We start from the raw sequence: 20,865 nt of genomic DNA, 5'->3' as shown, positions 1-20,865 counted from the left end.
CGGGTGCCTTCTCGCTCGCGTATAGCTGCGCCCGATCTTGGGCTGCGCGGCGCCGCTCACAGCCGGGCCTCGAAGACCGGCGGCAGGTCACGCACACCCATGCCCTGGGTGCTGGACTGGGTGGTGCCCGGGTCCTTGAACTCGTCCTCGACGATGCTGGAGAGCGAGTAGCGGCCGGAGAACACGGCCCAGCACAGGACCAAACCGATCACCGCGCCGATGCCGGCCTTGATCGACATCTTCTTGACGACCTGGATGCAGCAGATCAGGACCAGGGCGATCATGAGGAACTTGGAGACCCAGTCCAGGGCAGTCACGGACCAGGAGTCGCCGATGTTCTTCAGCGCGCCGGCGAGCATGACCGGGTGGGCGGAGGCCGCGTCGGCCAGCGTCAGGGTGGAAGCCATTACCGCACCTCGGAGGGGGAAGCCGGCGCCGGGGCGACCGGGGAAGACGGAGCAGAGGGAGAAGAAGGGGAGGGGGAAGAAGAAGGGGAGGGGGCAGGGGCGGCCGGGGCGAGCGCGGCGACCTCCCAGCGGCCGGCGCGCGCCCTCAGGTGCAGCGGGTAGGCCAGCGGCCACTGCCCGGAGGCGTCGGTCGCGCGCACCTGGGCGAGGACGTCGAGCACGGCGCCGTCGGCCGGCGCGGCGGGCACCGGGGTCCGGGCGGCCAGCGAGACCAGCTCGACCTTCTGGTAGACGGCACCGGCCGGCGGGATCTTCACCCCGGGCGACAGGTAGCGCGAGGACTCGCCCACCCCGGTCAGATAGGCGGTCAGGTACTCCGACACCGCCTGCTGAAGCGGACCCGCCTGCACCTGGGTGCCGTACGGACCGGTCGTCCCGTCGCTGCCGGACAGCGCCAGCGGACCCGACACCTGAGCCGGCGCGGCGGTCACCGACAGGGAGTCAGGAGCCCCGCCGCTGCTCGGCCCGCGCACCATCGACACCGGCACCGCGTAGTAGCGCACCACCAGCGCGGTGCTCGACTGCGAACCTCCGGACACCGCCGCCGGGGTCGGCTGCGACGACTGCGACGGGGCGACCGGGCTCTGCGACGACTGCGACCCGCTCGCTGCACCGGCCGTTGCAGGCGCACTCATCGTGGCCGCGACGGTCACCAGCCAGGTGCGACCGCCCATCGGCTGCGACCGCACCGCGACTACTCTCTGTACCGAAAGAGTGCTCTTGTCGGCCGGCTGCGGAAGGTCGACCCCGGGGGCCATCGAGTGCAGCACGTCGCCGCCGGTCGCAGCCTGCGAACTGCTTCGCAGCCACAGATCCACGAACAGTTCGGCATAGCCCGTCGGCGCCGGGATCACGGTCGGCGCCGGGGGCGCAGCCAGGACCGCCGGCTTGGCGAGCGCCTTCGCCACCGGCACGACCGCGAGCAGTGCGACGGGACCGCAGGCGATGGACGCCCACAGTGCGTAGCGGGCCGCGTGGGTCAGCCGGCCACGACGGCGCAGCGCCTCGGCCGGGACCACCACGGAATCCGCCTCGTCGTCAGGCGGGTTCCGGCGGAAGGAGAACAAGGACATCGGGGCCCTCTCGAAGATCGACTCAAGCTGTCGATCACAGAGAACCCCGCGGCTCTTACCGGTTTTCTGTCCACGGAAGCCGTCTTCCGTAACGGATCCACAACGCCCTCTGGTGAGTTTCGAAAGGCCCTCTGACCTGCGGTGGAGAGTTTCGAGAAGCAAACTCACCAGCGGCCCGGACCAAACTCACCAGCGCCCTGGGGCGGCGCGGAGCAAACTCACCAGGCCCGACGGCCAAACTCACCAGCCAGCTGGCCCCGAACTCACCACGGTCACCGCCAAACTCACCAGGTGGCCCGCAGCGGGCGCCTCAAACTCACCAGCCCCCGCCGGACGCCGAGGCGAAACTCACCAGCCGGACCGTCGGCGGACATCCACGCTGAGCAACCGCCCGGACCAGTCGCAGCTCCTGGTCGCACGTCCCGGAAGAGGGCCCGGCAGGGAGGCGGCGGCCCCGCGAACGGCTCGTTCCTACCGCTGCCTGTACGGCGCCAACGCTCGCCCGGGATCCTCAACGTGTGCCTGGCCGCAACCTCCGGACGCGGCTTGTCGCAGCCCTGCGGGACGTGCGACCCGGAGGCGGCAGCGTGCACCGGGCCGGTGACGAGGCCCGCGATCATCACACTCCGTGACTGCTATGGGGATCGCAGCCGGACGCCCCGAACGGTCGCAACAGCCATGTCCCGCCCCCTCCTGCGACGCGGGACCTGCAACCCCGATCGCATCCGGCCGTCGCACACCCGGCCGGTTGCGACACCCGGACTGCGACCGCTCGGCGCGCTGCGACCGGCCTCGCGGATCCGACATCACACGTGCCCGGACGGCCGCCGCGCCCTGCCTTGGGTCGAAGCCGGGCACGGCCGCAAAATCACTCCCCGCGACCGCCGCACCGGAACTCACCAGCCGCCGGGCAGCGCCGCACTGGAACTCACCACCCGCCGCCGGCCGTCGCCGAGCGGCACTGGACCATGCTCGTCGGCCGCAGACCCCGGCCATAACCGTCACCTCCGCAGCCCGGGCTCCGGCGGCACGTTCGTGGCCGCGAAGCTGGACTGCCGCTGGTCGGACGGGAGTCAGCGGCGGCCGGGATGGGGAGCGGGCTGGTCGAGCACGCTCGCCAGTCCGGCCAGCAGGCGGCCGGCGGCAGCCTCGGCCGCGATCTGCTCGGCGACAAGGTCGCGGTGCCCGGAGTGCAGCCCCTCGTCCTGGGGCTGGGCGCCGATGCTGGGCAGGGTGTCGGGCTTCACCAACGCGAACATCACCCGGCCCCGGTCGGCCGCCTGCTCCCAGTTGGGCGTGACGTCCGGCGGCGGGAACGCAAGGATGCGCGTGCGGCCGGTATGGAGCTGGGTGAGGTAGCCGTCCTCCACCGTGACCGAGCAGCTGGTGAGCGGGAGCAGCCCGCGGTTCCACTCGCGGTCCCCGGTGCGCTTCAACCCGGCCTGCTTGAGGCGGGTGGCCAGCGCGTCGTACTGGGCGTCGTCGGCGGCCTGCGCGACCACGACCGCCCACCGGTCCCCGTCGACGAGATCCACCACCGACAGACCCCACGTTGCTTGCGTCATGCCCGGCACCGTATCGGGCACGGCGAACTCGGAGTCATCCCCCGATGGGGTGTCAAAGCGGGAGCCGGGCGATTCAACGAGGCCGCAACCAGGCGGTGACGGCCGACTCGGCGAACTCACCAGCCGCCGGACACCGCCGCATCGGAACTCACCACCCGCCGCCGGCCGTCGCCGAGCGGCACCGGACCGTGCCCGCCGGCCGTCGACGCCGGTTAGAACCGCCACCTCCGCGTCCCGGGCTCCAGCGGCACGGGCCATCGAATCGAACACACCAGCGTCAGCGAACTCACCACTGCCCGTTATCAACCTGTAATCACGGAGGGGTTCCCGTGGACAGAAAACCGGTAAGAGCCGCGGGGTTCTCTACGGGTGACCGATGATCACCCGAGCGGGGAGCCCCAATGACCAGCACCACACCCCACGGCAACGCAGCCCAGCGGCGCCCCGGTCTCCTCCGCCGGCTGCGCACCCGACTGCACAAGAACACCTCGACACCCACCGCCGCGCCGACGCCTCCGCGCTCTCCCCGCCACGCCCCCACACCCCCGACCGCGACGACCGTCGCCCGGCTCCACATCGCCACCGCCGTCCGGACCGGCCGCCTCGCCGACGCCGCCCGCCTGTCGGCCCTGCACGTCGACGACACCGCACGCCGCTTCGGCGCCGACCACCCCTACACCGCCGAGGCGCTCGAAATCCTCGGCCAGGTCTGCGCCCTCACGGGAGACCACCAGCGCGCGCTGACCTGCCTCCTGCAGGCCGCCCACCACCGCGCCGTGAGCCCCATGCTCGCCACGCCCGACCCGATCCCGGGCCTCGCACAGAGGGCACTGACCTCCTTCACCGCCGGCCACGGGCCCCGCCCGCGCCACCTCGCCACGGCGACGACCCGATGAGCCTCAAGCCCGAGGTCCGCCGCGGCGGCGGCCTCCCCTTCGGCATGGTCGCCAACCTCTGGATGTGCGACCCGCGCTACTCCAGCAACGCGCGCACCCTCTACGGCATCCTCGTCAGCTACGCCGACACCCAGGGCCGCGACACCAGCCTCGGCCACCCCTACAGGCGAGAGCTCGCCCGCCAGCTCGGCGTCAGCCTCTCCACCCTCGACCGGACCCTGGACGAGATGGACGTGGCCGGCATGGTCACCGTCGAGGAACGGATGGACCCGCTCAACCCGGGCAACCACGACGCGAACATCTACCACCTCCACGACGCCGGCGTGATGTGGCAAGGCACCACCACCTGGACCGACCCCCTGCCGCCCGGCGTCAAAGCGGCCGACGTCGCCAAGGCCCGCCGGGAGCAGCGCCGCGAGGCCAAGCGCAAGGCCGGAATCGTGCCCCGCGGCGGCGTCCCGAAGGGCGTCAGCACCAAGGCGCTCAAGGCCGCCCGAGCCCAGGGGGGTAGCAGCACCGGTGACGCCACCCCTGGCAGCACCGGTGACGCGACCCTGGCAGCACCGGTGACGCCCAATATCTATAGCCCTGTCGAGAACCCTTCTCCAGACGCCTTCCGGACGGCCGAAGGCCAGGTGACGGGTGGCTTCGCGCGCGCAGGCGCGCACGAGGACCCCGCCCCCGGCGGCTCCGCCGCGACCGGCACCAAGAACAGCCCGCGACCGAAGACGATCCGCACCACCACCGCCAGGCTCCTTCCGGGGGAGAGCGACGCCTACACCGTCCTGGACACCCTGAACCTGTGGGCGCCCGGCCGGACGCCGAAGATGATCCGCGACCGCGTCCGCGACCTGCTGCGCTGCGGCCGCACCGCCGATCACGTCCAGACCCGCGTCAACGCCGGCTGGTTCCGCGCCCAAGCGCCGGAGCGGATCCAGCTCCCCGAAGGACACCCGGACGCGATCAAGCGCCCGGTCGGCTACCTGGCGACCGTCCTGGAGATGGGCCACGACTGCGACCTGCCCGACTGCGAACGCGGGCTGCTCCTCACGACCGGTCAGGAGTGCACGGCCTGCGGCTTCCGCGAAGCCGAGCGGCTCGCGGCCCGGGCCGCCGCCACGCTCTCCGCCGACACCGACGCCCTGGACGCGGCCGCACGCATCAGGCCCGCCCGGACCGAGGTCCGGGCCCCCGATCCCGTCATCCCCGACCAGGCGGTCGCCTGGCGCTGCGCGATCACCTCGTGCGGGCGACCCGGACGAGGAACACCGCCCGAGCTCCCCCTCTGCTCCGACTGCCTGGACACAGCGCAGAACGCCGTTCGCCCGTCCGGGCGCACCGGCAGCTCCGCCTGACCCCGGCCTCGCTGTCCACACCGCCCGCCGACCCCGCCCCACCGAGCACCTGGAGGACACCGTGCTGATCCCGGACCGACTGCCCGCCGTCGTCGCCCTGCTTCTCGTGGCCGCCGCGGTCCTCGGCCGGCGCCTGGCCGCCAAGGCCTCCAGCAGGCCGCCTGCTGCATCGTCGCGCGGCGATCACGCTGCCCACCGCACCGTCGCCGCACCGCCGTGCCCAACAGCGCCGCCCGTCCCGCCCGCGTGGTACCGGTTGGCGTGGACGGATACGCAGCAAGACCTCGTGGCCGGCCGCGCAGCTGTGGCCCGGCAGCGCGCGGGCCGTCTTGTCGTCGCGAGCACGCACGTCTTCGGCGCCGATCACGTCTACACGCGGTGGGCCTGGGACCAGTACACCGCGACGGCCGCGTCTCCCGCCGCCGAGCCCCCGGCGCAGTGGGTCGGCGAACCGCTGGACGAGTTCGAGACCGTTCTGATCCCCGAGGCCTTCCGGGACGGCCACTGCCGGCAGGCTCTGCCCGTAGGCCGGGCGTGAACCCGCTCCACGCGGCGTCCCGACCGACCGCGCCGTACGCCATCCTGGCCGACGGCGTCCCGCCGCTCCTCGCCCCACCGTGTGACCCCTTCTTCCTCGCGAGCTGGAGCGTCGCGGCCTGACGGGACGGCAGCCTCCCGCTCGCGCAGGTGTGCGCGCTCCCGTGCGCCCTCGAAGGTCACGCTTCCCGCGGCTACGATTCGTGCATGACTGATCGCGAGACGGTGTTCGCTTCGCTTGACGGGATTCAGCTGCACGGGACCATGACGGAGCCTCAGGGCGAGCAGCGCGGTCTGGCGGTGCTGGTCCACGGGGCTGGCGTGACCCGCCACGAAGGGGGGTTCTTCGACCGCCTCGCCGCAGGGATCGCCGCCGTCGGCATCAGGAGCCTGCGCTTCGACCTCCGTGCCCACGGCTCTTCCGACGGCCGGCAGGAAGACATCACCATCGCCGGCGTCGCCAACGACATCCGGGCCGCCGCCGACCACCTCCGCGCCGAGGCGGGCACCCGGATTCCGGTGCACGTCATCGCGGCGTCGTTCTCCGGCGGCGCGGCGGCGATGCACGCCGCGGCCCGTCCCGACGAGGTGGCCAACCTGGTCCTGCTCAACCCGAGGCTGGACTACAAGGAGCGCTACATTACCTCCCGCCCCTACGTCAGCGGCGACTACCTCCAGCCCCAGGCCGCCCTCGACCTGGAACGCCAGGGCTTCACCGAGCGCTCGCCCTTCGCCCTCGGTCGGGCTCTGCTGAACGAGGTCCAGCTCCTCGACCCGGACGCCTACTTGGCCAGGGTGCTCGCACCCACCCTGATCGTGCACGGCACCAAGGACACCTTCGTCCCGATCGAGTCCTCCCGCCGCTACCGCACCGCCTTCGAGGGACCCACCACGCTCTACGAGCTGGACGGCTCCGAGCACGGATTCGCCGTCCACAACGACCCCGGCTACGCCCACCCCCAGACGAAGGCCTGGCAGGTGGAGGTCGTCGACCGAGTAGCGCACTTCCTCGGATGCTGGCCCGGAGCAGAGCCGGCCGCAGCCTGACCGACACGAGGTGCCGGCGTGCTCGCGGGACCGTCACAGCCGACCGAGCGCCTGGCAGGCCGAGGCCATCGCGAGGGCAACCCGCTCCTCACTGCCCGCTGAGCCGCGCCTTCCTTCGTTCCCGCCGGCACCGTCCGCGCCCTGCGGACGGTGCCGGCCGTCGGTTGCTCCGGCGCTATGCCGGTGCGGACGGCGGCTGCGCGGGGCGGGGAGCCGGAATCCGGGCCTCACGGACGGCCTGGTGCAGCTGACGCACCGCCGGACGGCGGGCGTGGCCGGCCAGCAGGGCCGAGGTGCGGTGCAGCTCGGCGAGCGCCCTGCCGAAGCCTGCCCCGGCGGCGATCGCGAGCGCGTCCAGTCCAGCGCGTGCGGCCTCGTCGGGCTCGTTGGCGTCGGCGAGGGCACCGGAGAGCGCCGCGGTGTAGAACGCTCGGTCCCGGGGGCCGAAGGTCGCGGTGTCCAGGCAGGAGCGGAACTCCTCGACCGCGCGGGCTGCCTGGTCGGACTCGCGGTGGCACAGCGCGCTCTGTGCCATGAGCCGCTCCAGGGTGTAGGCGTCACCCAGGGGGCCGGTGCAGGTGGCCGGACCGGTCGGTGGGGGCGCGGCGACGATTGCTTCGTGGGCCTGGTCGAGCAGCCGGTCGATCGGATCGCCCCGAACCCCGGTCAGGGCCAGGGCACGGGCCTCCTGTTGCAGGGCCTCGGCCCGGGGGCGCAGCGGCAGCGACCAGGGCCCGGCGTGCGCGGCGTGGGCGAGGTCGCGCATGCGGGCGGGATCGTCGTCGGCGGCCTGCGCCTTGCGGAGCAGCACGTAGGCGTGGAGTGCTCCGTCGCCGCCCATGGTGGCGAACTCGACGGCGCGGTCGTGCCAGTAAGCGGTGTGCTCGGCTGCCGCTCCGGAGTCCCGGTACAGCCACGCTGCGAATTCCGCCGCGCGGGCCCCGAGGAGCAGCAGCTCGCGACGCAGGGGCGCGTGGGCCTCCCGGGCCGCGTCGGCGATGTCGGCGAGGATCGCGAGTGCCCGGGGGAGCGATTCCCGCGGGCCGAGGAGCGAGTCGGTCCGGGCCGCCTCGTCCAGCGCGTCCCGGAGTGCGGAGAGCCGCGCGCTGGATGGTTCCTCACTTGCGTCCTCACTTGCCGCAGGGCGCTGTCGACGTCCTGATGGTCGCGAGGGCCGTACGAAACCGAGGCCTTCCAGCGAGGTGCCGAGCAGCTCTACCAGCACATCGCGCGCGGCCCGGTTCGGCCAGCCCGGGCGGACAGACTCCCACCGGCGGACCTGGCGCACCGAGATGCCCAGCGGCGTTCCGAGCTCCCGGGCTCGGGCCTCGAAGGCCTCGGCGAACTCCTCCTGGGTGTGGAAGCCCAGCCGGACCCGGGCGGCGACGAACTGCGGGTTGCCGACACCGGCGGCTTCGTCCATCCGCCCCTCCCTCCACCCCTGCCTGACGCCCGCGGGGCAGCGCCCAGTATCCCTGGCCCGGCCCCGATGTGTCCGGTGATCTGACCTGGACTCACCCACCGGATGGGCGCTGGACTAAGGCAAAGCATCAGGCGAGAGGACCGGCGGTGGAGCACCAGCGCGCGAGAACGCCGTCGCGCGGGCGCGCCGGCCGAATCGGCCCCTGCGCGCACGTCCGTGAATGTCGGCCCTCCTTCGGGGTCGGCCGCGCATCGGCAGTGAGGGGAAGGCCGAGGGGGCGGGGATCAGCGGCGCGATGCCGCCGTCCGCGCCCCCTCGGCGGCGCTGGGGCGCTCCTACACCTCGAACGTCCGGGCGAACGATACGAACGTTGTCCACATCGGCGTCGAGACGCTCAGCGTGGGGCCGTCGGGGTCCTTCGAGTCGCCGATCTCGATCCGGTCCTCCGCGGTGCGGTCGCGGCGCCAGCGTACGCAGCTGCCCTGCTGGCCGCTGTAGGAGCTGGTGGTCCACTCGTCCGGCGCGAGACGAGGGGGGTGGTGCGGCATGAGGGTCCTTCCGGGATGGGGCTCGGGTCAGAGGGCGCGGGCGCGTTCTTCCAAGTAGGCCCGCGATGCGCTCGGGTCGAGCGCAAGATCGGTGAGCTGCTCGGCGGCGCGGCCGTAGAGCGACAGGGACTCGGGGTCGTCGAAGTAGGAGGTGGTGACCAGGCTCTCGACGCAGGCGAGCTCTCCACCATCGGGGTAGGTCAGCCTGGTGAAGGCGCCGTCCAGGCCGACGTGGGGTCGTCCGGTCGGCAGGATCCGCAGGTCGACCTCGGAGCGCGTGAGCAGGTGGGCGATCTGCTCGCGCATCACGTCCGGGCCGCCGACGATGGTGTCGAGCGCGGCCGAGTTGAGGACGACCGTGAGGGCGCTGGTGACGACCTCCTGTCGGTGCATGCGGACGGCGACCATGTCCTCCACGCGCTCCCGGCCGCCGGGAATCACACCCTCTCCCGAGGCCAGGAGGGCCTCGGCGTAGCGCCTGGTCTGCAAGCGGCCGTGTACCAGCAGCGGCTCCCAGGCCCAGGCGGCCGACGCGTCCTTCTCCAGGCCGAGGTAGTCCTGCAGGGCCAGGTGCAGCGAGTAGTTGGCCCACCAATCCGGCTTGGCAAGGTTGACGACCATGTCCTCCATCGCGTCGCGGCGGACTTGGTCCTGTACGCCGTAGAGGTCGAGAAGCGCACGGAGCAGGGCGACTTCGAGCTTCACCCGGCCCGACTCGACGCGATTGATCCTGTCCACGCCGACGCCAACCTGTGCGGCCACGGCGGATTGAGTCAGTCCGAGCTGCTCGCGGAGCCGGCGCATGACGCTGCCGAAACGCGCGCGGCGGTAGGTCTGGGCGCTGGTTGCCACGGGTGGGGTCCCTCCTACGGGTGTGGGTCACAGTCTGCCCGGTTGGGCCGGTGGGGTGGGTCGTGCCGGTAGGTACCGGCCATCCGCGAGGTGCTGGAGTGTCACATTCTCCCGCGTGGTCGCGATTTCGCGAGCATAGTGGTTGACGAGTCGCGATTTCGCGAGGACAGTGGATTCCGCTTGCTTTGAGTGACCACATGATCGCTAACAGCGATCTGTGGTGCTGGTCGGCCTGCCCAGGCCCGCGACGCGGCTGGAGCCCTGATGAACCCCAAAACGCGACCGCAGCAGACAACGGTCCCGCCCACCCCCCTCACCGGGCCGATACCGGTCCGCCAGGCCAGCCACCCCCTCAACCCGGGCGCGCGATGGCTCCTCCACGGCCAGGACCTCCACGCCTGCACCACGGCATGGCAAACCCCCCACGGGCAGGCCCCGATCCAACCCGGCGCCCCGCGCTACTGGGACGCGATCCGCGTGCACGCCCGACTCGGCGACCAGGCGCTGCGCCTACTCGCCGCGAACCACAAGCCCGGGCCCGTCCTCGACACCGGCGCCGACCTGATCTTCCTCGTCCCGGCGCTCTTCCACGACTGGAACACCCTGCTCACGGGCGTCACCGTCGTGCAGAACAAGTACTGGAACTGGGGCCGAGACCTGACCACACACCTGGGCCCCCACAGCGCCCCCCTGCCGTGCCCGCAGCCCGGCATACCCCACCCCGAAGGCGGGCGCTGGGTGATCGAACCAGACGGCAGCGGGACCCTCACCTTCGCTGGCCAACTCGCCCTCGCCCTGCACTCCGCCAACCCGGCGGCCATCGCGCCGACCCCTCGGCCCTCCGCGCAGGCCACCCCCGAGCCCGAGCCCGCGCAGCGACACAACAACCTCGCCGCCTTCTTCAAGCGGCCGCACCCGCAGGAGGCGTCATGACCGCCACTACTGCCCCCCAGATCCCGGCCACCGCCCCCGCTACGGCATGGCGCCTCACCAACGCCACCGAACACAAGGTCAGTGCCCTGCGCACGACCGCGCGCTCCTACCTGCGCACCACGCTGGCGACCCAAGGACGTACTCACGACCCCGACGCGCTGTTCGGCCCCGAACTCGTTCTGGCCGAACTGGTCACCAACGCGATGCGCCACGGCGGCACGGGGGAGATCGACATCCTCATCGCCGTCGAGGCCCCCCACATCTGGATCGCCGTCACCGACACCAACGGCGGTGCCAAGCCCGAGATCAACCCGGCCGCACCCGGAACCCTCACCCGCGGCCAGGGAATGCGCCTCGTCGACGCCCTGACCTGCGCCTGGGACACCATCACCCTCGGCGACGGCAAACTCGTCACCGCGGTGTGCCCGGTCCCGGACCTCGACCAGAGCCTCCCGCAACCGGCGATCGCGCACCAGCAACCCGCGCCCACCCCCTCACTGACGCCGAGCCATGACGGCATGGCCTGGCTCACCCGCGCCTGCCCGGTCGACGCGCGAGCGTCCCTCGCCGCCGGATGGAACCGCGGTGAGAACTCCCCGATCCCCGTCGGCGCCGAGTTCGATGCCGTCGCGGTGAACGCCGAGCACGTCGGCGCCGTGCTTGACCACCTGGGTACGTACGGCCTAACGCCCGGACCGGTCCTCGCCCACTACCCGCCGACCGGTCCGGACACCGCCTACTTCCTCGTCCCGCCCGGCTCCCGCTGGCCCGACATCGAGGGAACCCACACCGTTGCCGAGGGCCGAACACTGCTCTGCCCGCGCCCTGGCAGCACCAGCAACGAGCGAATGTGGCTGGTCCCGCCCGACGGTAGCGGCCACCTCACGGACCCCGGCCACCTCGCCGACGCCCTAACCACAGCCATCGCTCCCGCCAGCATCCCCGACCCCGCCGTCCTGCCCGCGTCCACTGCCGGCCGACGACCCTGACCAGGAGGAACCGTGCGCGTCCCACCCCCCACGAGGCAACCCGCCACCCGGCGCCCCGCCACCGAGGACCACCAGTGGAACGGCGCCGAGCCGCTCGGCACCACCCGCTTCCGTCTCGCCGACGGCACCACGCTCAGCAACCCGACCGACCGCACCGTCGCCGAGCTCACCATCGGCGACTGGGTACTCCTCGACGGCGCGCCCTGGTACGTCCGGGACCTGCGCGCCCGCCCGGACAGGGGCAAGATCATCCACCTCGAAGGGCGCGAGCCCGACAGCCGCAGCGCCAACGACCCCATCAAGGTCTTCACCCGCACCACCCAACCCGCCTGAGCCACGACAACCATGACCACCACCCAGCCACCGACCAGCCCCCTGCCGACCACGCGCCGACGTGTTCGGCCGACACTGCCCCCGGCCCTCTACCTCGCCCGCACCCTCGACCGTCATGACCGAGACCGTGCCCTCGTGACCTGGTCCGAACCCGGAACCCTCCTGGCGATCCCCACCGGACACGACTGGGACACCACCCGCATGCCCGTCGCCACCGGCCTCACCGCCCTCGCCCACCTCCAAGCCGACGACCGCCCGGACTACCTCGAACCCGTTCTCCTCGACACCGCCCGCCAGGTCACCTACTGGCTGATCACCCGCGGCACCGACCCCGAGCACTGGAGCGCGCTCGGCCCCGGCATCTGCCTCATCCCGCCCGGCACCACGGTGAACATGCCCGACCCGAGCCCCGACCGCCTCCCCACGCCCACCGGCCAGCCCGAACCGGTCCGCTGGCTCCATTGGCCGGTCGCCACCTCCACCCTGACCCCGGCAGCCTGGCTCGCCTCCGCCCTCACCGACCTGCCCGCCACACCGCTGGCAGGGACCGCATGAGGATCTACACCGCGACCATCAAGACCACCCACACCACCGAAAGGCACACCACTACCGTCCTGCGCGTCACCTACCACGCCACCCCCGGCCCGGCGCTGCGTCACCTCCGCCGCACCCTACGCGCCACACTCCAGCGAGCCGGTGTCGTGGCGGAGAGCGCACTTCCCGACTGGTTCGGTGGCAGGGACGGCTACGACACCGCGATCCGATCGCTCCGGCGAGGCGAGCAGCTCCGGCTCACCCGCCACCAGGGAACTCACCGCCTGACCATGGCCGCCACCGCCTACGACACCGACCGACGCCCGTTCAGCATCCGGCAGGGGGACCACCGTGCCCTCAGCTGACCCCCGAACCCTTCCACCGCTGCGCCCGGCCGGCATACCCCACCACCGCGGGGGCCCCCGGGTCCTGGTCGCCGTCTACGCCACCTCGCCCCGGCCCCGAGCAGCCCCCTCCACCCACGCCGTCGGGCGCCTCGAAGCGCACAGCCGGTCGTGGACCGTCGGCACCCTCTTCCACGACACCGCGGGTCAGCGGCCCCTCCGCTGGCAGCGCATGATCAAGGAACTGCGGGCACGGCGGTTCGACGGGATCGTCGTCCAGGAGCTCGATCTCCCATACGACCAGGACTACTGGGCCTTCCAGCACGCCGTTCAGTCCAGCGGCTTCGCCCTGGTCCTCGCCGACGCCCGCCGAGGCCCGCATACCATCGGCGCCCCACCGCAACCCTGACGCCGCGTCGCCGAGACGACTGTGGCCGGGACCGCATCCACGGTCCCGGCCACAGCCGCCTCCCTGTTCCTGCTCAGCGGGCTCCCGCCGGTACCACCGACCGAACGGCCGCCAGGACCCGGCGCCACTGCTCCGCCTGATCGGCCGGCGCAGCATCAAGACGCCACCGCTCCAGCAGTTCCACGTAGGCCCGCTGCGCCTTCACCGCGTCCTGGACGCGATCGGCCGCAAGCCCCGCCACATCCGCCTCGGCCTGCACGCCAGAGAAGACGACCGGGCCGTACAACCAGTACGAGCCGAACCCCAAGTCGACTCCCCGCCACGCGCTCACCAGCGCCGTCGCCAGCACATTCGGCCGGCACAGCACATCGCGCCACCGCGGATCGTCGTCCAGCCCGGCCTCGAACTGACCAACCCAGGTCACCGCCTGCCGATGGTAGAACGACGGCGACGCCAACTTGCCGGCCTCGCGGCCCGCGCATGCGAGCCGCCGCAACGCCTCATGCTGCTCGGCGCCACCGTCGGGAACCTGTTCCTGCCGAACGGACAGGTCGGTGCCGATCACCAGAACTGAGACTTCCATCGTCCTCGCCTTCGTTGTCGGAGCGACCGATCGGTCGTCCAGGGGTGTCACAGCTCCGCCCAACCGCACCGCGGCCGCTGCGGATCCGCCAGCGACGCCCACACCGGTGCCGACGGGCCGTGCTCCTGGATCTCCTCCAGGCTCGCGACACCGGCCCGCACCGTCTGGAGCGTGCGCTCGACGAGCGGGCTCGTCTGGGCGAGGGCCTGCAGGTCGCGTACCCGGTTCTGCCGTGCGGTCGGCCCGGCACTGGCCAGGACGAACAGGATCCGGGGGAAGTTCGCCGGGTAGTAGTGCTGCCACGCAGGGATCGCCGACTGGGCCTGGACGCTGCGCTGATGCCTGGCCGGAACCGGCAGCAGCTGGTGGAACCGGGCGTAGGCCAGGAGCTTGCTCGCCAGTGCCTCCGAGGACATGGTGGCGCGGTCGACCTCGATGAACGCCCGGTGCAGCGCCCGGGACGGCTTCACCACCGTGTACCGCATCAGCGCGTCGGCGATCAGCGCGTCGGCACCCTGCTCGGCCACCCGGTGGTAGATCTCCGGCGACCAGTCCAGGTACCCGTACTCGTCGCCCCGCCGGCGCGCATCCTTCAAGAACGCCAGGTGGGTGTCCAGGACCTCAAGGCTGTGCTCGCTGCGCATCTTCGCCTCGAAGGGATCCTCGGGCGCCGGCGGGCTGGTGCGGCCGGCGAGCTCGTCCATACTCTCGCCGATCGAGCGTCCGCGATCCGTGAGGTACCAGATGCCCTGCCTGCCCTCCTTCAGCGCGCGGTCGACGACGCCCTGCTTGCGCAGGCTGTTCAGCCGGCGCCGCGTAAGGTCTAGCGCGACGTCCGGGCTCACCAGCTGGTGGAGTTGCTCGGCGGTCGCGAGCCGGTGCAGGTACAGCGCGCACAGGAACGACCGGTCATAGATGCTGCTCATGAGTGCCTCGGGGAGTCCTTGGTGATCGTGTCGAACTGAGACAACCCCGCGGTTCTTACCGGAATCCTCCCCACGGTCCGCGGTCTGCGTAACAGATCCGCATCGAGGGCTGGTGAGTTTGCCGGTGAGTTCTCCTGGTCTCACCGCAGTGCGGGCTGCGTGCTGGTGAGTTTGCCGAGCGCGGTGGTGAGTTTGCGGTCCGCGGCACCGTCCGGCCTGGTGAGTTTCCAGCGTTTCGGCAGGTCAGGAGCTTGATGGCCCGCCGGCGTCCCTGGTGAGTTCGTGCGGCGGCGTGATCGTGAGCGGATGTCCGCCGCGGCGTCAGTCCTCCTGCTGGTTGCCGCCGGCGCGCTCCTCCTCGAGGAAGGCGAGGATGCGCTCGACGGTCCGCTCCGACTTCACGCCGAGCGCCAGGGCGAGCTCCGCGTTGGTGCGGTTGGGGTCGTCGGCGAGCAGCCGGCGGGTCTTCTCGACCCGCTCGATGAAGTCGCGCCGCGGCTGACGGATCCCGGGCTCCTCCGGGCCGGCGGGGCGACCCTGGCCGAGGCCCGTCGCGTGCTGGGGGATCCGCTTGGCGTTCCAGTCCATGAGGCTGCGGTACCGCCAATACCGGGCGCCGGCGATGTCGAACTCGTCGTCGGTCCCGGGTCCCGCCGTCGTGGCGCCGCCGCTGGGCGGGGCGATCAGCCGCAGCCAGGTGGACCAGGCCGGCCGGTCTTCCTCGGGGATGGCCGCGTAGGCCTCGTACCGGTCGAGCAGGTCATCGTCCTGGAGCGTGACCCCGGGCTTCAGCTGGGGCACCTCACCGGGCTTCTGCGGAAGCAGGATGTCGGGGTCGCGCGGCAGCAGGGGGATCTCCTGCTTCGCGCCCTCCTCCAGCTTCATGTTGCTGATCTGGACTGTGAGCTGCTCGAGGTCGTAGACACGGACCTTGGCGGCCGGGCTCTGCAGGTACTTGACGCTCGGGGGGAACTTCTTCCAGGGCTGGACGGTGCGGAACCGGCTCAGGCTCAGGCCGTAGAGCTCGGCGGCCTTCTTGTCGTCTGCGGGGATGCGGCCGGCGGGGATCATCACAAACTCCTTCGGGGGTAGGTCCCCAGGGCTCCGGAGACAGAAAGAAGGTACCACAATTTAAAGTCGATGCGGGACTGTGGGGCGATGGTTCCTTCGGCCGGTGGCCGGCCCTCCGGCCACCGGTGGCTCATGGGTTCCCTGAGCCGCCCCGAAGGTCCGGCGCCGGGTGACTCCCCGGCGGGAGGAGCCGGCTGGGTGAGTGCTGCGGCCTGCGACGCTCGGTGGCCGTGGCCGGGGCGTCATCCGCGCGATCCGGCTGTCGGCCCGATCTCGTCGACGACGACCTGGTCGCGGACGTCGACGGGATCGGGCCGACAGCCGGACCTGGGCTGCGACCGGATGGTTTAAGGGCAGTTGCCGGCCGGGCCGCCCGGCGGACGGCTGGGTCGTCAGCCGAGAAACGGACCGAATCCGTCGGCGTGGAACAGGGTTGCGGAACGCGGGATGCCGTCGTCGCCCCGGTAGTAACGGACCGCCAGGCGGCCGCGCACCGCCACGCGATCGCCCGGGCGCAGGTCCTGCTGGAGTGCTCGGGCGCCGAGCTCGCCTTCGAGCCGGCAGACGAGCAAATCGGGCACGGGGGAGAGGTGCTGGCGGAACTCCTCGTCGGGTACCAGCTGGAGGCGGGCGACGATGCCTCCGTCGTTCTCGCGCTTCTGGTCCGCCGCCCGTTGCAGGGTTCCGGTGATGATCAGCGGGGCAGGGTGGGGCAGCAGGACGCTTTCGCGGTTCTCAGCCTCGACAGCGGTGCCGCGGATCGCCGTCCGGGCGCGGGCGCTGTGGTCGCGGTTGGCGTCCGCCCGCAGCGTTAGCCATGCCGAGTCGACCTCGTCGGCCAGGGCCGTGGCGGACTCGACCAGCTTGAGCAGGTCGGAGGAGTTGAACCTGCGGTTCACTGCGCGCAGCCGATCGCGTTCGCCGGCGATCTCGTCCAGCGCCCCTTTCACGATGTCGCGGCAGCCGCGCCAGATCCGTTCGTGGCGGAACCCGCCGCATCCGTCCTCTCCCTCGAGCACCGACAGCGAGCAGCCCCGCCAGGCGGCGGGCTTCCGGGTGTCCAGCACGAAGTCCAGCAGGCACGTGACCTGCGCGTCGTGACGCGCGCTCTTCTCGTAGGTCCACAGGTAGGTCGGCTCGGGTGCACGGCTGAGGAGGTAGTCGCGCAGGGCGGCGGCGCTCGCCTCGACCTCGCCCTGGCGCAGTCGCCCGAGGTACAGCGCGAGCGCGGCGCACTGCCACGGGGGGCTTCCCTGTGGCGCGGCCGGCATCGCCAGGGAGAGATCTTGAGTTCCGAACGGCAGCACGAACCTGGCGTTGAGCACGAGCAGGGTAGGGGCGTGCGGGTGGATCTGCACGCGGGTGCGCTTGTCGACGGCGGACTGCTCTTCGGTCGTCACGGCGGCGGGCATCGGGGCCTCCTGGTGTTGCGGGATCCGGGATCGAGAGCCGGGCGGCGGAGCCACCGCCGACCGGGAGTCGAACCGCACGGTTCGACAGAAACAATGATACCACATTTACATGCTGTCCGAATGGGGCATGCCGCCCGCCACCGCGTCTTGCAGCCGGCCATCGTGGGGCGCCAGGCCGGGCCGGCGCGGCTCGACACCTACGACGGGCATGACCAAATGCGGCGGTGCGGCAGGAGGAAGGTAGCGGCCAGCCCGGCCGGTCAACCCCCAGGCCAAGGCGAAGATCGGGCGGCGCAGCGCGGCGCCGTCAGGCCTGCGGGCGTCGGGAGCGCGGCGGCTCCCAACGCCCTTGGGCTTATCGGCCCGGCAGCGGAACGCATCCGGTCCCGTCACCGTGCCGGCACTCCTTCACTCGGATGCGGATGCGTCGCCGGTCGGCAGGTTCCCGTCGTCGGGCAGAAGCAGGCCCGGCTGCAGGCAGTCGGGGGCAGGCAGTGTTTTCACGACCAGTCGCACCCGGCTGGCGGCAGGGGGTAGCCGAGGGCATCGAGTGCTGCGGCGGGGTGTCCCGTCAGCCGGAGGCACCGGTCATCCAGGGACGGCGGGCTGCCGGGGCGTCGGACTGCCGGGGCGTCGGCGCCGTGAAGACGGCGGTGCGGCGCTGTGCGGGGTGGAAGAACTCGTAGCTGTCCTGTTCGGGCAACGGTTCGCATGTGAAGCCGGCGCCGGGGACGTAGGTGATCACCTCGGGGAAAAACTGGATCTCGTAGCCGACCCCGACTCCCCAGATCGCGGCGGTGGCGCCGACGGCGCACGCGGCGAACCGGTCGAGCGTGTCGAAGAGGTGGAGCCGCGCACCGTCGTCGCCGCCGGGGTCGCGAGCCGTCCAGGCCAGACCCGTGACGGTGCCCGGCTGGTCGCCGGGCAGCAGGCTGTACCGGGTCGCGACGCCGACGTGCTCCTGCGCCTGGTTCCATGCGGCGGTCAGGCTCTGCCCCGGGTTGAGCAGGGCCGCCTGGTCCGGCGTCGCCGTCTCCCAGGGACCGGCGAGGAACGGGCCGGCCGGAAGCGGCTTGTCCAGCCAGGCGACGCCTTCCGAGTCGAAGTAGCCACTCATGGGGGTTCTCCTTCTGCCGTGGTGACGGCCCTCGCCCGGGCATGGTTGGGCGGAAGGCCGGGGGTGTGGAGTTCAGGCGGCGGTGGACCGGGCGGCTTCGTCGCGAAGTCGGAGCTCGGTGAGCGTGATCCGGTGGACGACGCCCTTGCGCTGCTCCCGCAGGATCGTCACGTCCTTGCCCAGGTACTCCCGGACCTCGTGCTCGCGCCGCTCGGCGTACGCGTAGGCCTGCGGATCGGTGCGCAGCGTGCGGAGGAACGCGCCCTTGCCGCCCCGTACGCACATGCCTCGGCAGTTGTTGTGTCCGTGACCGTCGCGGTACAGCTGCGGGAGCTCGATCCCGAGGGCACGGGCCTCCTGGAAGAGCTCGTCCTTGCCGGCTGGCTGCTCGTCCCATTCGGCGAGGGGGAAGACCACTGGCCAGGGCGACCAGCCGCGCACGATGGCCGGCATGCGGGCCCGGTCGTGCTTGGTGCCCTCGATGCCGACGTAGAGCATGGTGTCGCCCGGGTCGCAGTTCGCCTCGATCCAGTCCCGACACGGCTTCTGCTTGAGCCAGTAGCTGCACGGCGCGAGCCGGTTGTTACCCAGGTATCTGACGTCAAGGAAGACGTCCCACGGGTCGCGGCCCTCGGGGTCGGCGACCACAGTCAGTGGGACCTCGAAGTGCGCGGCGACGTCGTCGGCGAACCTCCACAGGTCGGGGTGTTCGGCGTGCGCGTCGGCGATCAGCAGCACCAGGTCCCTGGTTCCGTACCGCTCGGCGACGCGCAGAGCGGCGGCGAACGAGCCGATGCCCGCGCTGAACTGCACCACGTGCTTCATCTTGTTCTCCTTCGGCGGCCGAGGGGCCCGCGATCCAAGGGCTCCCCGGGGCGATCGGCTGTTGGTATTGCGCGATTAGGTCCGGCCGGCTCCGCTCGCGGGGCAGTGGGGGCGGCCGGGGGGCGCGGTGAGTAGCTCGCCGCGTGCGGCCGCGGGCAGGCCCCTGCGGGGGCGGGCGGACCAGGGGTGCGCTGGGACCGGCCGCGCGGGGCGCCGCGCGGCCGGTCCGGATCAGGAGCTGAGGGCGCGTCGTTCGGCGACCGGCATGGCGTGAACGGCGGTCGCGGCGGGCCAGCGTCGTCCGTCCGCGTCGCTCACCAGGAAGGTCATCCCGCCCGTCTCCACGACTTCGGCCACGGCGACCACCTCCTTCGCCTCGCCGTCGCCGTCCGCCACGAGGACCTTGTCGCCGGGGCGGAAGAACGGTTCGTCGAGGTGCCCCCCGAAGTGGCTCAGCAAGGTGCGCACCCAGTCCGGCACCCGGTCGACGGTGAGGTCGGAGCGCGACCCGCCGACACCCGGGCCGTGCTTGTCGCGCAGTTGCCACAGCGTGCCGAACTCGTCGGTGCTGACTTCGAGGTGCATGGAGACCCCGCCGAGACAGACGGGGATCTCGACCGAGTACTCGCCGCTGCCGGTGTGTACGACGCGGGCGGGGATCTGCGAGGTGTCGAGGTGGAACCAGAGAAGGTCGGCGTACTCGCCGGAACTGGGCATGATGCCTCCGTTGAGGTCAGGGATCGAGCGGGCGGAGGGGCGCCAACCCCTCACGACAGATAGAAGTATACCACATTGCAGTGCCGCCTGGGTGTGTACTGCCTTGCTCGCAGGTCAGCCACGCCAAGGCGCGAGATCCGGGCGTTTCGGGTAGGCCGGCAATGCGGGCACACCCAGGCGGACCGCCTCCCGCTCACGCCTGGTGGCTCCCAGTCTGAACACGTATCGGTGCGCACCCCGGTGTCGGACCGTCCGCGCCCCCACCTCGTCCAGGGCACGGCGCAGCCAGGCGCGCGGGTCGGTCCCGGCCCGCAAGGGTGAGGCGCCGAGACGGGCGAGCCTCTCCTGGACGTACTCACACCCCTGCTCCTGGCGGCGCACCTTCTGTGCCGACCGGTCATTCAGCACAGTGCCGTCCGGCAGCAGCTTGATCGACCGCGCAGCCGCGCGGCCCGTGTAGACCCCGTTCGTCGCCTGGTAGATCGTGCCGACATGACCCACAGCCACCAGCCGGCCAGCCGCATCGCGACGGGGAACCGGGTCCGCGAACGAGACAACCCCGCGCACGCCGGCCGCGAGCAGGTCCTCAAAGCACCTGGCCAGGAACCAGCTCTCCGAATTGGCTGGACACTTCGTGCGCAATACGAACCTAGAGCACTCCAGTGCCTCGGAGTGAGGCTCGTTCTGCGCACCGGGCGCGGTCGTCGTCGCAGGTCACATCGCGCGCAACCTGTGAGTTGATGCATTGATGGACTGGGAAGGTCTCCGGCCGAGCTCCGATCTCGGGATTCCAGCCGTGGGTGTCAGCGCCGGTGACTAGCCGGTGACTTCGCACGTGGGGTTTCAGGTTTCCAGCCAGCGGGGTCGGGTTTCGTCGATGCCGAGGAGTTCGAGCAGGTGTGCTTCAAC

24 protein-coding genes are annotated in these 20,865 nt (G+C 71.8%); 10 read left to right on the top strand and 14 right to left on the bottom strand.

Going from position 1 to position 20,865, the window contains the following annotated elements:
* Nucleotides 1-56 precede the first annotated feature (56 nt).
* From AB0Q99_RS27895 to AB0Q99_RS27885, 3 genes are all read right to left on the bottom strand, one after another.
* Nucleotides 57-407 (bottom strand): hypothetical protein, encoded by a 351-nt coding sequence (locus tag AB0Q99_RS27895; protein ID WP_363576315.1) that lies wholly within the window; start codon nucleotides 405-407, stop codon nucleotides 57-59.
* Nucleotides 407-1,540 (bottom strand): conjugal transfer protein, encoded by a 1,134-nt coding sequence (locus tag AB0Q99_RS27890; protein ID WP_363576313.1) that lies wholly within the window; start codon nucleotides 1,538-1,540, stop codon nucleotides 407-409. The genes AB0Q99_RS27895 and AB0Q99_RS27890 overlap by 1 nt, the downstream gene beginning before the upstream one ends.
* A gap of 1,073 nt (nucleotides 1,541-2,613) precedes the next feature.
* On the bottom strand, nucleotides 2,614-3,105 hold the full coding sequence (locus AB0Q99_RS27885; RefSeq protein ID WP_363576311.1) for a hypothetical protein: 492 nt from the start codon (nucleotides 3,103-3,105) through the stop codon (nucleotides 2,614-2,616).
* A 401-nt stretch (nucleotides 3,106-3,506) separates the two neighbouring features.
* Here AB0Q99_RS27885 and AB0Q99_RS27880 point away from each other — a divergent pair, with 401 nt between their 5' ends.
* The 4 genes from AB0Q99_RS27880 to AB0Q99_RS27865 all read left to right on the top strand — a co-directional run bounded on the left by AB0Q99_RS27880 (nucleotide 3,507) and on the right by AB0Q99_RS27865 (nucleotide 6,940).
* Nucleotides 3,507-4,001 carry a tetratricopeptide repeat protein gene (locus AB0Q99_RS27880; RefSeq protein WP_363576309.1) on the top strand — a complete coding sequence of 165 codons (495 nt, stop codon included), beginning with the start codon at nucleotides 3,507-3,509 and terminating at the stop codon, nucleotides 3,999-4,001.
* On the top strand, nucleotides 3,998-5,356 hold the full coding sequence (locus AB0Q99_RS27875) for a hypothetical protein (RefSeq protein ID WP_363576307.1): 1,359 nt from the start codon (nucleotides 3,998-4,000) through the stop codon (nucleotides 5,354-5,356). The genes AB0Q99_RS27880 and AB0Q99_RS27875 overlap by 4 nt, the downstream gene beginning before the upstream one ends.
* A gap of 61 nt (nucleotides 5,357-5,417) precedes the next feature.
* Entirely contained in the window at nucleotides 5,418-5,894 is a 477-nt protein-coding gene (locus AB0Q99_RS27870) for a hypothetical protein (RefSeq protein ID WP_363576305.1), read from the top strand.
* 263 nt (nucleotides 5,895-6,157) lie between these two features.
* Entirely contained in the window at nucleotides 6,158-6,940 is a 783-nt protein-coding gene (locus tag AB0Q99_RS27865; RefSeq protein WP_363576303.1) for an alpha/beta fold hydrolase, read from the top strand.
* 175 nt (nucleotides 6,941-7,115) lie between these two features.
* Here AB0Q99_RS27865 and AB0Q99_RS27860 read toward each other — a convergent pair whose 3' ends face one another.
* From AB0Q99_RS27860 to AB0Q99_RS27850, 3 genes are all read right to left on the bottom strand, one after another.
* Nucleotides 7,116-8,363 carry an XRE family transcriptional regulator gene (locus AB0Q99_RS27860; RefSeq protein WP_363576301.1) on the bottom strand — a complete coding sequence of 416 codons (1,248 nt, stop codon included), beginning with the start codon at nucleotides 8,361-8,363 and terminating at the stop codon, nucleotides 7,116-7,118.
* Between the two features lie 335 nt (nucleotides 8,364-8,698).
* Complete coding sequence (locus AB0Q99_RS27855; protein ID WP_363576299.1) at nucleotides 8,699-8,911, bottom strand: DUF397 domain-containing protein; 213 nt, start codon at nucleotides 8,909-8,911, stop codon at nucleotides 8,699-8,701.
* Between the two features lie 27 nt (nucleotides 8,912-8,938).
* Complete coding sequence (locus AB0Q99_RS27850) at nucleotides 8,939-9,763, bottom strand: helix-turn-helix transcriptional regulator (protein WP_363576297.1); 825 nt, start codon at nucleotides 9,761-9,763, stop codon at nucleotides 8,939-8,941.
* A 264-nt stretch (nucleotides 9,764-10,027) separates the two neighbouring features.
* Here AB0Q99_RS27850 and AB0Q99_RS27845 point away from each other — a divergent pair, with 264 nt between their 5' ends.
* The 6 genes from AB0Q99_RS27845 (at nucleotide 10,028) to AB0Q99_RS27820 (ending at nucleotide 13,305) form a co-directional block, all read left to right on the top strand.
* Nucleotides 10,028-10,696 (top strand): hypothetical protein, encoded by a 669-nt coding sequence (locus AB0Q99_RS27845; RefSeq protein ID WP_363576295.1) that lies wholly within the window; start codon nucleotides 10,028-10,030, stop codon nucleotides 10,694-10,696.
* Nucleotides 10,693-11,685 carry an ATP-binding protein gene (locus tag AB0Q99_RS27840; RefSeq protein ID WP_363576293.1) on the top strand — a complete coding sequence of 331 codons (993 nt, stop codon included), beginning with the start codon at nucleotides 10,693-10,695 and terminating at the stop codon, nucleotides 11,683-11,685. The genes AB0Q99_RS27845 and AB0Q99_RS27840 overlap by 4 nt, the downstream gene beginning before the upstream one ends.
* Before the next feature lie 12 nt (nucleotides 11,686-11,697).
* Nucleotides 11,698-12,018 (top strand): hypothetical protein, encoded by a 321-nt coding sequence (locus AB0Q99_RS27835; RefSeq protein ID WP_363576291.1) that lies wholly within the window; start codon nucleotides 11,698-11,700, stop codon nucleotides 12,016-12,018.
* A gap of 135 nt (nucleotides 12,019-12,153) precedes the next feature.
* On the top strand, nucleotides 12,154-12,573 hold the full coding sequence (locus AB0Q99_RS27830) for a hypothetical protein (protein WP_363576289.1): 420 nt from the start codon (nucleotides 12,154-12,156) through the stop codon (nucleotides 12,571-12,573).
* A complete protein-coding gene (locus AB0Q99_RS27825) occupies nucleotides 12,570-12,917 on the top strand; it encodes a hypothetical protein (RefSeq protein ID WP_363576287.1) in 348 nt (115 codons plus the stop codon). Before AB0Q99_RS27830 ends, AB0Q99_RS27825 begins: the two co-directional genes overlap by 4 nt.
* The gene (locus AB0Q99_RS27820; RefSeq protein ID WP_363576285.1) at nucleotides 12,904-13,305 is read left to right on the top strand and encodes a recombinase family protein; all 402 of its coding nucleotides are present in this window, start codon (nucleotides 12,904-12,906) and stop codon (nucleotides 13,303-13,305) included. The genes AB0Q99_RS27825 and AB0Q99_RS27820 overlap by 14 nt, the downstream gene beginning before the upstream one ends.
* Before the next feature lie 73 nt (nucleotides 13,306-13,378).
* Here AB0Q99_RS27820 and AB0Q99_RS27815 read toward each other — a convergent pair whose 3' ends face one another.
* The 8 genes from AB0Q99_RS27815 to AB0Q99_RS27780 form a co-directional block, all read right to left on the bottom strand.
* Nucleotides 13,379-13,888 carry a hypothetical protein gene (locus tag AB0Q99_RS27815; RefSeq protein ID WP_363576283.1) on the bottom strand — a complete coding sequence of 170 codons (510 nt, stop codon included), beginning with the start codon at nucleotides 13,886-13,888 and terminating at the stop codon, nucleotides 13,379-13,381.
* 47 nt (nucleotides 13,889-13,935) lie between these two features.
* Nucleotides 13,936-14,814 carry a replication-relaxation family protein gene (locus AB0Q99_RS27810; protein WP_363576281.1) on the bottom strand — a complete coding sequence of 293 codons (879 nt, stop codon included), beginning with the start codon at nucleotides 14,812-14,814 and terminating at the stop codon, nucleotides 13,936-13,938.
* Nucleotides 14,815-15,135: 321 nt separating this feature from the next.
* Entirely contained in the window at nucleotides 15,136-15,885 is a 750-nt protein-coding gene (locus AB0Q99_RS27805; protein WP_363576279.1) for a hypothetical protein, read from the bottom strand.
* Between the two features lie 392 nt (nucleotides 15,886-16,277).
* Complete coding sequence (locus AB0Q99_RS27800; protein ID WP_363576277.1) at nucleotides 16,278-17,297, bottom strand: hypothetical protein; 1,020 nt, start codon at nucleotides 17,295-17,297, stop codon at nucleotides 16,278-16,280.
* A 571-nt stretch (nucleotides 17,298-17,868) separates the two neighbouring features.
* A complete protein-coding gene (locus AB0Q99_RS27795) occupies nucleotides 17,869-18,414 on the bottom strand; it encodes a hypothetical protein (protein ID WP_363576276.1) in 546 nt (181 codons plus the stop codon).
* Between the two features lie 72 nt (nucleotides 18,415-18,486).
* Nucleotides 18,487-19,239, bottom strand: a complete 753-nt coding sequence (locus tag AB0Q99_RS27790; RefSeq protein ID WP_363576274.1) for a hypothetical protein — start codon at nucleotides 19,237-19,239, stop codon at nucleotides 18,487-18,489.
* Between the two features lie 231 nt (nucleotides 19,240-19,470).
* On the bottom strand, nucleotides 19,471-19,956 hold the full coding sequence (locus AB0Q99_RS27785; RefSeq protein ID WP_363576272.1) for a hypothetical protein: 486 nt from the start codon (nucleotides 19,954-19,956) through the stop codon (nucleotides 19,471-19,473).
* A 114-nt stretch (nucleotides 19,957-20,070) separates the two neighbouring features.
* Nucleotides 20,071-20,598: a hypothetical protein gene (locus AB0Q99_RS27780; RefSeq protein WP_363576270.1), complete on the bottom strand. Its 528-nt coding sequence runs from the start codon at nucleotides 20,596-20,598 to the stop codon at nucleotides 20,071-20,073.
* Nucleotides 20,599-20,865: the final 267 nt, after the last annotated feature.

Source organism: Kitasatospora sp. NPDC086791 (genome assembly GCF_040685975.1).
Classification (GTDB): Bacteria; Actinomycetota; Actinomycetes; order Streptomycetales; family Streptomycetaceae; genus Kitasatospora.
Note: the sequence above shows the minus strand (reverse complement) of the source record. Positions and strands in the feature narration are given on the sequence as shown.

Excerpts from the sequence above, each read along its gene's own strand:
- AB0Q99_RS27880 (WP_363576309.1), top strand. The coding sequence starts at position 3,507 with ATGACCAGCACCACACCCCACGGCAACGCAGCCCAGCGGCGCCCCGGT.
- AB0Q99_RS27805 (WP_363576279.1), bottom strand. The coding sequence starts at position 15,885 with ATGATCCCCGCCGGCCGCATCCCCGCAGACGACAAGAAGGCCGCCGAG.
- AB0Q99_RS27785 (WP_363576272.1), bottom strand. The coding sequence starts at position 19,956 with ATGCCCAGTTCCGGCGAGTACGCCGACCTTCTCTGGTTCCACCTCGAC.
- AB0Q99_RS27845 (WP_363576295.1), top strand. The coding sequence starts at position 10,028 with ATGAACCCCAAAACGCGACCGCAGCAGACAACGGTCCCGCCCACCCCC.
- AB0Q99_RS27875 (WP_363576307.1), top strand. The coding sequence starts at position 3,998 with ATGAGCCTCAAGCCCGAGGTCCGCCGCGGCGGCGGCCTCCCCTTCGGC.
- AB0Q99_RS27895 (WP_363576315.1), bottom strand. The coding sequence starts at position 407 with ATGGCTTCCACCCTGACGCTGGCCGACGCGGCCTCCGCCCACCCGGTC.
- AB0Q99_RS27800 (WP_363576277.1), bottom strand. The coding sequence starts at position 17,297 with ATGCCCGCCGCCGTGACGACCGAAGAGCAGTCCGCCGTCGACAAGCGC.
- AB0Q99_RS27810 (WP_363576281.1), bottom strand. The coding sequence starts at position 14,814 with ATGAGCAGCATCTATGACCGGTCGTTCCTGTGCGCGCTGTACCTGCAC.
- AB0Q99_RS27865 (WP_363576303.1), top strand. The coding sequence starts at position 6,158 with ATGACGGAGCCTCAGGGCGAGCAGCGCGGTCTGGCGGTGCTGGTCCAC.
- AB0Q99_RS27790 (WP_363576274.1), bottom strand. The coding sequence starts at position 19,239 with ATGAAGCACGTGGTGCAGTTCAGCGCGGGCATCGGCTCGTTCGCCGCC.
- AB0Q99_RS27860 (WP_363576301.1), bottom strand. The coding sequence starts at position 8,363 with ATGGACGAAGCCGCCGGTGTCGGCAACCCGCAGTTCGTCGCCGCCCGG.
- AB0Q99_RS27815 (WP_363576283.1), bottom strand. The coding sequence starts at position 13,888 with ATGGAAGTCTCAGTTCTGGTGATCGGCACCGACCTGTCCGTTCGGCAG.
- AB0Q99_RS27855 (WP_363576299.1), bottom strand. The coding sequence starts at position 8,911 with ATGCCGCACCACCCCCCTCGTCTCGCGCCGGACGAGTGGACCACCAGC.
- AB0Q99_RS27825 (WP_363576287.1), top strand. The coding sequence starts at position 12,570 with ATGAGGATCTACACCGCGACCATCAAGACCACCCACACCACCGAAAGG.
- AB0Q99_RS27840 (WP_363576293.1), top strand. The coding sequence starts at position 10,693 with ATGACCGCCACTACTGCCCCCCAGATCCCGGCCACCGCCCCCGCTACG.
- AB0Q99_RS27885 (WP_363576311.1), bottom strand. The coding sequence starts at position 3,105 with ATGACGCAAGCAACGTGGGGTCTGTCGGTGGTGGATCTCGTCGACGGG.
- AB0Q99_RS27890 (WP_363576313.1), bottom strand. The coding sequence starts at position 1,540 with ATGTCCTTGTTCTCCTTCCGCCGGAACCCGCCTGACGACGAGGCGGAT.
- AB0Q99_RS27795 (WP_363576276.1), bottom strand. The coding sequence starts at position 18,414 with ATGAGTGGCTACTTCGACTCGGAAGGCGTCGCCTGGCTGGACAAGCCG.